The following is a 13,496-nucleotide window of genomic DNA, read 5'->3' on the forward strand; positions in this document are numbered from 1 at the left end:
AAAAAAATATAGACTTTTGGGAGGAATATAAAATGAATTTTGAAATACCAAAGTACAGAGAACCAGATTTTTCTTTAGAAAAATATATAAATTCAAAAGATGCAGAAATTGGAATATGTGTAAAAGATGGGGTAGCACCAGATAATTATCATGGAACTTCAATGTATCCAGAATATTTTAAAGTTAATGGAGAATGGAAACTTGCAGAAGATAGCAGAATGGATGGTACAGTAGTTCTAAGAGAAAGTGGAAGAATTGATGTAGTAGAAATGCGTAATTTAAAAGCTGGAGATAAAGTATTTTTAGGTAGAGTTGATAATGGATCAGAAGGAATATACTTATATGCTGATGGATTTACTTCAGTTGAAGAAGAGAATGGAGATCAATTTGCTTTTAGACAAGGACGTTCTCGTGAGACAGCATTCTCAAAAGATTACGATGATTTATATAGTTTGTTAGACTATGAAAAAGAAAATGGAAATATTGTTTGGGTAATGGGACCAGCTTTTGCATTTGATCATGATGCTCGCCATGCAATGCAAGCTCTTGTAGAAAATGGTTATGCAAATGGTCTTCTTGCAGGAAATGCTTTGGGAACTCATGATCTTGAAGCAGCATACTTAAAAACTGCACTTGGACAAAATATATATACTCAAGAATCCCAAGTAAATGGACATTATAATCATTTAGATACACTTAATGCAGTTCGTAGAAGTGGATCTATAAATCAGTTTATTAAAGATCATAATATATCTGATGGTATTATGTATGCATTAGATAAGACTTCAACACCATTTGTTTTAGCAAGCTCTATAAGGGATGATGGACCATTACCAGAAGTTATACCGAGTGCATATGATGCACAAGATGCAATGAGAAATATAGTAAGAAAAGCTACAACAATAATTTGTTTAGCAACTCAACTTCATACTATTGCAACAGGAAATATGTCACCGAGTTTTCGTGTTATAGATGGAGAAGTAAGACCATTATTTATCTATACTGTAGATGTATCTGAGTTTGCAATAAATAAATTAGCAGATAGAGGTAGTTTAAGTGCAGTTGGAATAGTTGCTAATGTTCAAGATTTTATAGTAAATGTTGCTAAAGGAGTAGGAGTATATTAAATTTTAATATAATTAGTAATAATTATTTGTAAATATAGTGGGATAAATTAGAAATATAGTTTATCCTAAGAAAAAGCCATTTGGACATCCAAATGGCTTAAATTTTATTCGAATACTTCAATAGTATTTAATAAATTATAACAATCCAATATCATAGGAATGATTTTAAATATTCTGATGGTATATCTAAAATACTTTATTTATGGGATCAAACAAAAGAGGCATTTCGACAGAAGAATTTTATTTTGGTAATGTAATAAATATATCTTATGGAAGCAATAGTTAGGGGATAAAGGGATAAATAAATTATAAATAAAACAGGTATTGCTATATTAGCGATGCCTGTTTTATTTATATAAGTATGTTATGAGAATAAAAAAAAGTAATTAAATATCTTTCTACTACAAAATAAACTGCATTCACAACATTTTCATACAAAAATATTGTTATAAGAAGTAGTCTATACATATAAAGGGAATTAGCATAGTAAGGAATTATAATTGTGATATATTACTATAACTATGCGAGAAGGTTAAAATAAATCTAACTTAAAAAATATTGTGGGGGGTAATCATGAATAAATTTAAGCAAATATCAGTTTTAATGTTAACGGTATCGATGTTTATGGGATCCGTTTCAAATACTAAAGCTGCCGAAAGTAAATATTTACATACAGAGAAAGAGATTATTAGCTTGTATAATAGTGAGACTAAAAATTTAAAGGAATCGACAAAAGCCGAATTGCCTGAATATCCAGTAATAAATGATAGCTTATCTATGCGTACTTTAAAAACTGGAGATGAAGTCGTTTATACTGTAGGGGGTTTATCTTATGAAAATAAAAAGCCGAATAACTATGGAACGACAGGTCTAATAGAAATGCGTCTAATTAGTTACGGTTTTGAATCTTTAGATACAAGCTCGCAACTTCAAAGTATAGAGATACCTTATACTTATGTTGAATCAAAAGGACGACCAAATAAAGAAAATGACGATGCAGTAGGTATAAAGGTAACCATATCTGGATCAACTCCAGGAGCGAATTCAAGTCATGATTTTCAGATTATAAAGAATTTTTATAATGATGGGCCTAAGGATAGTATAAAGGTAACAAGAGAGGATATAGCAAGTGCATTTCCTGATTCTAAATTTTCACCATCAAGAAATTACGTAACATATTTCACACCAATAAATGCTGCGGGTGAGGATCTAGACTATGTTGGTGCTGAAAAATTAATACAAGAAGAGGATAATATATTTACATATACAGTAAATGATGAAGGTAAACGATTTAATAATTATGCTAGACAATATTTCTTATCGTACTTTGATTGGTATGACAATAATATGAATGAAAGAAAAAGTTCGATGTCTAGTAAGAAATATCCATATTTTGAGACATCAGATGCAACAATAATTCCAAGTAAGGTGGATAACTTAAAGCCTGGAGACAAAGTAGATTTAGTCATACAGGTAAAAAATACAAGTGAATACCTGCCTAATGAAAGACTAACAGTAGGTTTTGATATTATAGAAGGAACAGATCATAAAAAAAGAGCAGTGGAGTTTAAGATAAATGAAGGCGATAAATTTATAAGAATAGAACCCCAACAAGTTGAACACATTAACGGAAAATATACTATTCCGAAAGATTTTAAAGGGAATGAAATCAAATTAAAACCATATATATATGGATCTTTTAAAGAAGGTACTGCAGATCCAATTTATGCAGATAGAGATGATGAGCTGGACTATAATGATGCAGTTACGTTGAAAATAACTCATTCAGGTGGAAATGGAGGAGCAGTAGTTGATCCAGATCCAAAACCACCAGCACCATCAAAAACAGTAATACTAGCGAGTGGGGAAAAGTATACAGATGTACTTACAGCGACAGTGTTAGGTAATGAAAAAGATGCACCTATACTGCTTTCTAAAAAGGATTCAGTTGATGAAAAGACTTTAGCAGAGATAAAAAGATTAAATGCAGAAGATGTAATAATCTCAGGTGGAGAGGATTCAGTATCTAACAAAATAGTAGAGCAATTAAATAATTACAATGTGACTAGAATAGCTGGACAAGATAGATATGAAACAGCTGTTAAAATAGGAAATGAAGTAAGAAAGTTAACAGGAAATTCAACTGGAGCGATGTTAGTAGATGGGACAAACTTCCCAGATGTAATAACTATGTCAAGTTTGGCATCTGGGAAGAGGGTTCCAATACTTATAACAAGTCCAGAGACTCTTTCAAAACCAACTGGAGATACGATAAAATCTTGGGGAATAACAGATATAACAATAGGTGGAAGTTATAATTCAGTATCAAAAGATATAGAGAATAACCTAGGGGTAAACAAAGTTAGCAGATTAGGTGGAGCAGATAGATATAAGACTGCTGAGTTAATAGGAACAGAAGTTAGAAAATTAACTGGAAATAACGCAGATATGATTCTGGTGGATGGAACAAATTTCCCAGATGGAATTACGATAAACAGTTTAGCATCACTTTTTAAAGCACCAATAATGCTTACAGAGCCAGATCAATTAAATAGAATAACTGGACACAAAATAAAAGATTGGTCTATTAAAAATGTACTAATAGGCGGAGGATACAATTCAGTATCAAAAGGAATAGAAGATAATCTAGGTGTAATTAAAAAAGAGAGAGTTGCTGGACAAGATAGATACGAAACAGCAGTAAAAATATCTGAGAGGCTATCTCAAACTGATAAAGCAATAGGCATTAATTAGTTTAATCGAATTGAATAAATAGAAAAGAGATATCTGAATCGATTCAGGTGTCTCTTTTTTATATATAAAAGGAATTAATTTCTTATGAAGTTTTAAAACAGGTATTGATTGTTACGTTACATGATATATTATAATTAAATCAATAAAGGATGTGTAAAATGAGAAAAAAATTTAATAACGATAGGAGAACTTGCAAGAGAAATGGGTATTACTGTTAGTATTTACAGTATTATGTTAATAAAGAATTATTGAAACCATCGACTTTAAGTGAATATGCGTGATTGTTTTGGCGTCCCCGATACGATTTGAACGTACGACCCCTTGCTTAGGAGGCAAGTGCTCTATCCAGCTGAGCTACGGGGACATAATAGCAAGTACTCAATTTTTTGCCATTAATAATATTTCTAAAAAGAAATTATATTATTATTATTATTAATTTTTACCACTTTTTATTTGTTTTGTAAAGTAAAATATATTATCGTAGTCTGGATTTGATATTAGAAAATAAAAAATCAAGTGTTAATTAGAAAACAATAAAATTAAGTTTCACGAATTACTTAACTATTATTACAAAATATAATTTGCAAAAATTAAGGGATTAAAAAATCATAAAAATGATATGCCACTAAAAGCAACGACTATATTTAAGTCTATTGCCTTAAGTTGGCATATCATTTAAATTACTTATTTTGTATTACATTTTTGGATTATGTTTTATAAAAGTACCTTCATCAAGTTCTCTAAAAGTCACTTGCAGTTGATCTTTAGTATTCATAACTACTGGCCCAGCCCAAGCTACTGGCTCATGTAGTGGTTTACCAGCAAACAATATAAATCTGATTCCATTTTCAGAAGCATTTATACTGAATTCATCGCCTTTATTGAAGAGTACTGCAGATTTACTTTCAACTTTTTTACCTGCTACAGTTCCTTCACCGGTCATCACATAGATGAACATATTATCTTCTTCGTTTAAATCTATATTGAATTCTTCATTTGGTTTTACATCTACATCTAATAAAGTAACTTTTATAAATTTAGGGTCAACACCTTTTACTTTATCCATGTAATTACCTGCAATTACTTTAACTGTACTTCTTTCATCTTCTAAAGCTTTTATCATATCTTTTGAAATATCGAAGTACTGAGGATCTGTCATTTTGTCTTCCTTAGGTAGATTAACCCAAAGTTGCAGACCTAACATTTTATCGGAAGCTTTAGGCATCTCTTGGTGCATAATACCGCTTCCTGCAGTCATCCATTGGCACTCGCCATCTCTTATAACGCCTTTGTTTCCTAAGCTGTCTTGATGCTCCATTTCTCCATTTATTAAGTATGTCACTGTTTCAATACCTCTATGAGGGTGGAATGGGAATCCTTTGATATAATCATTTGGATCTGTAGAATCAAAAGCATCTAACATAAGGAATGGATCGAAGTCATTTACTGTATCATGTCCAAGTACTCTTACTAATTTAACGCCAGCTCCGTCTACTGTACGTTGTCCTTTTACTACTTTAACTATTTCTCTTTTCATAACTTAAACCACCTATCTATATTAATTAATTATTTTTATTTATTGTAAACTGCATAATTTTTTTATTGTTAATTGTACTATCTATCATTTTTATACTAAGTTTTTTGAGAGTTTAATCTTATTTGAAAACTTGAATTCTCTCATCTAAAGATCCAAATTCTTTTTCACCTGGTTCTGCTGTAGGGACACCAAATGGCATCTGAGAGATCAGCTTCCACTCTTTATTTATTCCCCAATATTCCTTTACTTCATCGTCTATTATTGTATTGTAATGCTGTAGAGAAGCTCCAAATCCAGCATCTTCTAACATTGTCCAAACTGCGAGTTGGTGCATTCCAGATGTGTGGTTTGACCAATCTCCAAATTTATCTGCATAAGATCCGGCACCAGCTTTAGCAGCCTCTAATGGAGCAAAGTCTTCGAAAAATAAAACCGATCCGTATCCATTAGCAAAAGAATCGATCTTCTCATCTGTAGGACCAAACTTATCCGCTGGTACTAACTTTCGAAGCGTTTCTCTTACAATTTCCCATAGTTTCAAATGCTCTTTGCCAAGAAGCAGAACGATTCTGCTAGTTCTAGAGTTAAATGCCGATGGTGTATGCAGTATTGCAAAATTCATCATTTCTTGTATTTCTTCATCCGAGATAGGACTTTCATTTTTTATTCCGTAGTAACTTCTTCTATGTTTTAATGCCTCTTTAAAATTTCTTTCCATTTTTAGTTCCTCCTTTATAATTTAGTACTAATTAGTAATATATTTATTTTATTAAAGCGTATAATCTATACGCCTAATTTCTTTAATATGTCTATTAAAATATGTTTTTCTTCAAAAGAAATATCTTTTAGAAATTCATTTAAATCCAGTAAGTGTTCTGGGAATATTTCTTCTATTTTGCTCTTACCTTTGTCCGTTAAGTGTATAATATTAGATCTGCTATCATTTGGATCAGTGCACTTTTCAACCATTCCCTCCTTAACTAAATTATTTATTACTACAGTCATGTTTCCACCAGTTGCTAAAATCTTATCGATAATTTCTCCGATTCTTAGGTCGCCTTTGTGGTACAAAACCTCTAAAACTGCAAACTGCATAGTTGATAATCCATGATTTCTAAAGATAACATTTGATCTTCTGTTTAACTTATTTGCGCTTCTAGTAACCGCTATTAATGTCTTTAAATTTAAGTCATTTTCTTTTCCATAAGAATTATTATTTGTTTTCATGATTTAATTATATTACTAACTAGTAATAAATGCAAGGCTTTTTAAAAAATAAATTTTTTTATATGTTAAGATACTAAAATAATGACTTGCCAGATTAGTTTTAGTATAATCAAGTCATGTACTTACAAATAAAATATTACTAACAAGGGGGAGTTTATCGTGAAAACTAGAGAAGAATTGGAAAATGATTTTTATATAGACGATCATGCGGTTTTATTTGGTCTTCTAGCAAAGCATTCTGAAAGGGTAAGTGGAGAAAAAGGAATTAAAGTAGCTGGAGAATCAGTGGTTACTTTTGGAAGAGAAAGAGGTATGCGTTGTGCAATGCGCTGTTTGAAGGATGGCGAGGAACTAACTGTAGAAAATTACACAGTTTATGGTGAATGGGTAGATAGCAAAGGATGGTCAAAAACAGAGTTAGAGAGCATTTCACCATCATTTAAAACTAGAATGACCTCTTGTGGTTGGAGCGATAGCTGGAAAAAATACGGTCTAGAGAAGTATAGTAAATTATACTGTTCAAATATAGATGTAAGTTTAGCTTATGGATTTAATCCAGAAAATAAATTTAGTTTGGATACATCTATTTCATTTGGAGATTCTCTTTGTACTTTTAATTGGGTTGATTTCTACTTTAAAAGCGAAGAAGATTTAAATAAAATGTTTGAAAAAAGAAAGGATGTACTAGAAAGAGTTGTTAAAGATTTCTTATATCAGTGTGGGCATGTTTTAAACGCTTATAAGAGAGTAGCATTTTTTAATTTAGGAGTAGTAGCTGCAAGTGAAATTATAGATAATGCTATGAATGAATACAAAGATATCTTTAGTGAAGAGAAGAAAAATGCAATAATAAATGAATCCGAACAGGATTTTTTAGTTATATGAAATACTGTTTTGCTACAGTTGTTATGATATTATTCAATTAACATTTTGACACTATAAATAAAAGAGTAAACTAGGTGTTTACCCTTTTATTTATTAACCGTAATAAATATATATAAAAACAATAAAATTTTTAAGTATCATAGATTACTTTATGTATTTTAGACTAGTATTAAGCCTCATTTTATCAACCTCAAATTTAAATCGATCATTTTTATTTGGATAAATAATTAGAACATTATCTTTATAATAAGATTTATTTAATATAAAATCAGTGAATAAATACTTTTCATAACCATAAAAATGGCAAACTACTTTATTATTTTTCATAAATATCATTTGTATCATATCTTCACTGTTAGTTTTTTTATATCATTCCACTTATAACCTATAGTATCATATATTTTTTCGGATGAAGTATGAGGCTCAAATACATATGCTTTGTCCCAATTAAAAGGTGTTATATCTTTCAGGTTGATTTCACCAGTTCTATCATGTGATTGACGTTCAATAGCAAATTCAACAAATTTATCGACAAGTTCTTCAAAATTTTTATCTTCTTTACTTTCCTTAAATTTAATCAATTCACTAGATTTACTTACCACATTCCACTTATTATTATTTTTTTTTATTTTAAAGTTGATTTTCGAGATACATTCACCATATTTACCTGGCTGAGTAACTATAACTTTTTCCTTAAGTTTATTTTTATAATCATGTTGATATATTTGTTTATGTGTGTGACCTGCTACAATAACATCTATTCCATTAACTTTTTTTGCTAATTCTTGAACTCTATTCCCTGGATATTTATCTGAATCACTCTCTTCACCACTATGAGCAACAGCTACTATTATATCTACATTTTCTTTCTTCATAACATTTACCCATTTGTTAGCATCTTTAACTAAATCACCCATATACAATGAGCTATTGTAGCCTTGAAAATCTTTTAATCCCTCAGATGTTGGTTTTATATTTTCATTTCCGATAGTCTCATAGGTTTGACCTACTTCTTGTATAGTAAGTCCCAATATACCTAATTTTAAATTTCCCTCAGATGTAGAGATATTTTTAATTACGTAAGGAGATACATAATTTTCTCCACTTTCCTTATATGTATTTGCTGATAATAAATCAATATCGTATTTTTTAAAATCAGATACCATATGGTCTAGTTGTGCTTTATTATTTTCTATAAACTCATGATTTCCAAGTACTACAGCATCATATCCTATTTCCTTCATATCTTTTACTATTGGTGTTTCTAAATACTTTGTATCATATTCGTCGTTACTTTGTTTTGTATCAAAATATTTAGCCATTGATGAACCTGATTTACCAACACTTAGAAAATCTCCAGCATCAACTAACAGAGTATTTTTAGATTTAGATTTTTCATTTTTTATATAAGAAGTTAATTCATAAGGCAAATATCCATGTAAATCAGTAGTTGCTAGCATATTTATTTCAATACTTTTTGTAGATTTGCACCCAACTATTATTAATATAAAAGCTCCTAAGAGTGCTATTAATATTCTTTTTTTCATATATGTACCATAATATCCCTTTTTATAGAAAATTGTAGTATAGAAGCCTTTAAAAGTCAAATACCCCTTTTTTATTTTAAAGAATCGAGTGATTTTTTATATACATAAGTTTTTTGGGTATAATAACTATAAATAATTCAAAGGATGGGTTAAACTATGAAAAATGAAAATATAAAAAGACAAGCGAATAAATTAATAGATGAAAAATCACCATATCTACTTCAACATGCGTATAACCCTGTTTACTGGTACCCGTGGGGTGAAGAAGCTTTTAAAAAGGCTAAAGCAGAGGATAAACCTATATTTTTAAGCATAGGGTATTCTACTTGTCACTGGTGTCATGTAATGGAGAAGGAATCATTTGAAGATGATGAGGTAGCAGAGATATTAAATAGAGAGTATGTTTCTATAAAAGTGGATAGAGAAGAAAGGCCAGATGTAGATAGTGTATATATGTCTGTTTGCCAGGCTATGACTGGAAGTGGTGGATGGCCGATGACTATCGTTATGACGCCGGATAAAAAACCTTTCTTTGCAGGTACTTACATTCCTAAACAAAATATGTACGGAAGATTGGGAATCATAGAATTGCTTGGAAAGATATCATATATGTGGGAAAATGAACATCATAAGTTACTTAAATCGAGTGATGAGATAGTAGAGCACTTAAAAGGGACTACTAGTAAAAGTCTCGGTAATAGTATGTTGTCTAAAAATTTAATAGACGATTCATATAAAGTATTTGAAGAAATTTTTGACAGTAAATACGGAGGATTTGGTGAAGCTCCAAAGTTTCCAAGCCCACAGAACCTAATATTTTTGTTAAAGTACTATAAACTTGAGGGCAATAATAAAGCACTTGAAATAGCTGAAAAAACTCTTCAAGGTATGTACAGGGGCGGTATGTTTGACCATGTCGGATATGGTTTCTCTAGATACTCAACTGATGAAAAATGGCTTGCACCTCACTTTGAAAAAATGCTTTATGACAATGCTATGTTAGTTATAGCATATCTAGAGGCATATCAAATTACTAAAAATGAGCTTTACAAAGATATTGTGGTTAAGACTTTAAATTACATTGTAAGAGAGATGAGACATAGTGAGGGCGGCTTTTATTCAGCTCAGGATGCTGACAGTGAAGGAGAAGAGGGTAAGTTTTATACATTTACTTATCCCGAGATTTTAGAAGTGCTTGGAGACGAAGATGGAAAGTACTTTGCTGAGTACTTTGATATAAGTGTTCAGGGAAACTTTGAAGGTAAAAATATACCAAATCTTATAAAAAATGATAGATTCGAATTTCATGATGATAATATAAATTCCATGATAAAGAAAGTATTTGAATACAGACAAAGTAGGATGGAACTTCACAAAGATGATAAAATTTTGACTTCATGGAGTGCTTTAATGTCCGTTGCTATGACTAGAGCATATAAAGTTTTAGGTGATGAAAGCTATTTAAGCTATGCAGTTGAAAGTGTTGATTTTATAGAAAAAAATCTGTTCAGAGATGGTAGGTTGTTAGCTAGATTTAGAGATGGACATTCAGATTATATGGCTTATTTAGATGACTATGCATTTTTAATTTGGTCGTATATTGAGTTATATGAGTCAACTTTTGAAAAAAGTTACTTGGATAGGGCAGTGAAGTTAAATAAAGATTGTATAGATTTATTTTGGGACAATAAAAATAAAGGATTTTTCTTATATGGAAACGACAGTGAAGAGCTATTTTTAAGACCTAAAGATCTATACGATGGCGCTATGCCGTCTGGTAATTCTGTAGCATCTCTAAATTTAATTAAATTAAGTAGAATGATTACAGATATAGAATTAGAAGAGCTGTCTAAATCGCTTCTGAATCTATATACAGATAGTTTAAGAAGATCTCCTACTGGTTATAGTTTTTACCTGTTGTCTCTGATGTACGAGCTTTATCCATCTAGAGAGTTGATTGCGGTTCTAAAGGATGGAGACGATATGAAACAGTTACAAGAAGATTTAAAAGAATATTATAGTCCAAATATTACAGTGATGGTTAAGAAGGTATGGGAAGAAGAAACTGGCTTATTGAAAGAGTACACTCTAAAAAATGATAAATCAACTTACTATATATGTGAAGGTAAGAGCTGTAATCCGCCATTTAATGAGCATGATTTAATAAAAAAATATTTATAATTATTTGCAAGTTATAGATACTTGTAAAAATTATTAAGAGTATACATCGTTATTGAATTCATTACTTCTGTATATAAAAATAGGAATGACATCTTTTCGATTCATTCCTATTTTGGTATTAAGTATATTTATTTTTTCTAAAGCTTGATAAACCAATGTAAAAAACGTAGAATAAATAGATGTAAGATAGATTATAAAACTAAAGGTGTGTTAATGATGATAAAGGAAGTAATTGTAGTAGAAGGGCGAGATGACGTTACAGCAGTTAAAAGAGCTTTAGATGCAGAACTTATAACTACAGGTGGGTTTGGGTTTCCAAAGGGCGTTATGGAGAGGATTAAAGCGGCCCAAGAGAGAAGGGGCGTAATTATATTTACAGATCCAGATTTTGCGGGAGAAAAAATTAGAAAGAAAATTGCAAATGAGGTTCCTGGATGTAAACATGCGTTTTTACCAAGGGAAGAAGCAAAGAAAAATGGAGATATAGGAATTGAGAATGCAACTCCAGAAAGTATAATAGCTGCACTAAAAAAAGTGAGAACGGAAATAGAAGGAAATAGAAGCGAGTTTGACAGAGTTGATCTAGTTAGAAATGGACTTATAGGAAATGAAGAAGCTTCTATAAGAAGAGATCATATAGGCAATATACTTGGAATTGGATATGGAAATGCAAAGCAGTTTTTGAACAGACTTAATAACTACGGTGTTTCAAGAGAAGAATTTGTAAATGCTGTTGAAGAGATAGATAAATAATATAAATATAAGAATAGTTTATAAAAGGGAGGCATATATGGATAGACTTTCATCTCATATAGAGACAAAAAAGATAGTAGACAAATATAAATTTAAATTTTCGAAGTCGTTAGGTCAAAATTTCTTGATAGATGATAACATAGTTGAAAGCATTGTAGACGGTGCGGATGTAAAGAGCGAAGACTACATCGTTGAAGTTGGGCCTGGAATAGGAACATTAACTCGTGAAATGGGAAAAATAGCTAAAAAGGTAGTGGCTATTGAAATAGATAGGAAATTAATTCCTATACTAAAAGACACTCTTTCAGATTTAAATAATGTAGAGGTTGTAAATCAAGATATACTAAAGGCAGATATTCATAATTTAATAAAAGACAAATTAGATGGAGGACCTATAAAGCTTGTAGCAAACTTACCTTACTACATAACGACTCCAATAGTTATGAAATTTTTAGAAGAGCATGTTCCAGTGACTGATATAGTTGTAATGGTTCAAAAAGAAGTAGCAGATAGAATGAATGCAGTTCCAGGGACTAAAGACTATGGAGCACTTTCTGTAGCAGTACAGTACTACTGTGATACTGATATAGTGGCAAAAGTTCCTAGACACATGTTTGTGCCTCAGCCAAATGTCGATTCAGTAGTTATAGGGCTTAGAGTTAGATCTAATAAAAAGTACATTGTCGACAGTGAAGAAATTTTCTTTAAAACTGTAAAAGCATCATTTGGGCAGAGGAGAAAAACTCTACTAAATTCGCTTAGCGGACTTGGAATGTTCGACAAAGAGGGGTTAAAAGAAATTTTAAAGGAAGCCAATATAGATGAAAAAAGAAGAGGAGAAACTCTGAGTGTGGACGAGTTTGCAAATCTTTCTAATATAGTAAATGCAAGATGTATAAACAGTTAAATAATGTTTATATATAGATTTGCCATCATAAGGTATTTATTGGTGGCAAATCTATTTATATGCTATCGAAAATCTTCGTTACAAAAAGGACTAGAGAAAATATGGATATATTTGATAAAAAGGGAATTAAACCAATGTTAATAGCAGGAAGTATTACACATTCTAATTAAAAAGCCAATTTCTAGATTATTTATAGAAATTGGCTTTTTAATTTTTAATTAGTTTTTTTATACCTAGAGGTAATAGCGGTAATAACCAATGAAACAATACCACTTACAATCAATAAGAATCCTATTGGAATTAAGGGGAATGGTTCAACTAAAGCCCCATCTGGTGCAACACTTGAACCTATTACATTAAATAATATGAAACATAGAAAACCTAAAATTATTGGTGTAGATGCTAGTAGATACTTTTTCTTCATTTTGTACACTCCTTTAATAAATATAATCATTTCTTCTCTTTATATTTTAATATGTCTCCTGGTTGACACTCCAGGGCTTATATTGACATATTGTACCTTTTATTAATATGATCATTCAACTTTCTAAATATTTTATGTTTTTCATTTTCTATTA

General features: G+C 30.6%; 11 protein-coding genes and 1 tRNA gene. 6 read left to right on the forward strand and 6 right to left on the reverse strand.

Annotated elements, in window-relative coordinates; all coding sequences use genetic code 11:
- Window positions 1-32 precede the first annotated feature (32 nt).
- Both T473_RS0106295 and T473_RS0106300 read left to right on the forward strand, forming a co-directional pair.
- On the forward strand, window positions 33-1,127 hold the full coding sequence (locus T473_RS0106295; protein WP_024621131.1) for a putative NPN-dependent ornithine cyclodeaminase: 1,095 nt from the start codon (window positions 33-35) through the stop codon (window positions 1,125-1,127).
- Between the two features lie 573 nt (window positions 1,128-1,700).
- Window positions 1,701-3,881 carry a cell wall-binding repeat-containing protein gene (locus tag T473_RS0106300; RefSeq protein WP_024621132.1) on the forward strand — a complete coding sequence of 727 codons (2,181 nt, stop codon included), beginning with the start codon at window positions 1,701-1,703 and terminating at the stop codon, window positions 3,879-3,881.
- Between the two features lie 287 nt (window positions 3,882-4,168).
- On the opposite strand, the gene T473_RS0106305 is transcribed toward T473_RS0106300, so the two are convergent.
- The 4 genes from T473_RS0106305 to T473_RS0106320 form a co-directional block, all read right to left on the reverse strand.
- Window positions 4,169-4,245, reverse strand: a tRNA-Arg gene (locus T473_RS0106305).
- Window positions 4,246-4,575: 330 nt separating this feature from the next.
- The gene (locus T473_RS0106310) at window positions 4,576-5,418 is read right to left on the reverse strand and encodes a pirin family protein (RefSeq protein ID WP_024621133.1); all 843 of its coding nucleotides are present in this window, start codon (window positions 5,416-5,418) and stop codon (window positions 4,576-4,578) included.
- A gap of 118 nt (window positions 5,419-5,536) precedes the next feature.
- Entirely contained in the window at window positions 5,537-6,136 is a 600-nt protein-coding gene (locus T473_RS0106315; protein ID WP_024621134.1) for a nitroreductase family protein, read from the reverse strand.
- A gap of 65 nt (window positions 6,137-6,201) precedes the next feature.
- A complete protein-coding gene (locus T473_RS0106320; protein ID WP_024621135.1) occupies window positions 6,202-6,645 on the reverse strand; it encodes a MarR family winged helix-turn-helix transcriptional regulator in 444 nt (147 codons plus the stop codon).
- Window positions 6,646-6,804: 159 nt separating this feature from the next.
- On the opposite strand from T473_RS0106320, the gene T473_RS0106325 reads away from it, so the two are divergent.
- Window positions 6,805-7,530: an L-2-amino-thiazoline-4-carboxylic acid hydrolase gene (locus T473_RS0106325; protein ID WP_024621136.1), complete on the forward strand. Its 726-nt coding sequence runs from the start codon at window positions 6,805-6,807 to the stop codon at window positions 7,528-7,530.
- Window positions 7,531-7,871: 341 nt separating this feature from the next.
- Here the strand turns inward: T473_RS0106325 and T473_RS0106335 are convergent, their stop codons facing one another.
- Window positions 7,872-9,077 (reverse strand): bifunctional metallophosphatase/5'-nucleotidase, encoded by a 1,206-nt coding sequence (locus tag T473_RS0106335; protein ID WP_242825876.1) that lies wholly within the window; start codon window positions 9,075-9,077, stop codon window positions 7,872-7,874.
- Window positions 9,078-9,233: 156 nt separating this feature from the next.
- On the opposite strand from T473_RS0106335, the gene T473_RS0106340 reads away from it, so the two are divergent.
- The 3 genes from T473_RS0106340 (at window position 9,234) to rsmA (ending at window position 12,918) form a co-directional block, all read left to right on the forward strand.
- The gene (locus T473_RS0106340) at window positions 9,234-11,258 is read left to right on the forward strand and encodes a thioredoxin domain-containing protein (RefSeq protein WP_029791581.1); all 2,025 of its coding nucleotides are present in this window, start codon (window positions 9,234-9,236) and stop codon (window positions 11,256-11,258) included.
- A 216-nt stretch (window positions 11,259-11,474) separates the two neighbouring features.
- Entirely contained in the window at window positions 11,475-12,011 is a 537-nt protein-coding gene (gene rnmV / locus T473_RS0106345; protein ID WP_024621138.1) for a ribonuclease M5, read from the forward strand.
- A 37-nt stretch (window positions 12,012-12,048) separates the two neighbouring features.
- Window positions 12,049-12,918, forward strand: coding sequence for a 16S rRNA (adenine(1518)-N(6)/adenine(1519)-N(6))-dimethyltransferase RsmA (gene rsmA, locus T473_RS0106350; protein WP_024621139.1), 870 nt, complete (start codon window positions 12,049-12,051; stop codon window positions 12,916-12,918).
- Between the two features lie 214 nt (window positions 12,919-13,132).
- On the opposite strand, the gene T473_RS0106360 is transcribed toward rsmA, so the two are convergent.
- The gene (locus tag T473_RS0106360; protein ID WP_024621140.1) at window positions 13,133-13,342 is read right to left on the reverse strand and encodes a DUF3955 domain-containing protein; all 210 of its coding nucleotides are present in this window, start codon (window positions 13,340-13,342) and stop codon (window positions 13,133-13,135) included.
- Window positions 13,343-13,496: the final 154 nt, after the last annotated feature.

It is taken from the genome of Clostridioides mangenotii TR, from assembly GCF_000498755.1.
In the GTDB taxonomy this organism is placed as follows: Bacteria; Bacillota; Clostridia; order Peptostreptococcales; family Peptostreptococcaceae; genus Metaclostridioides; species Metaclostridioides mangenotii_A.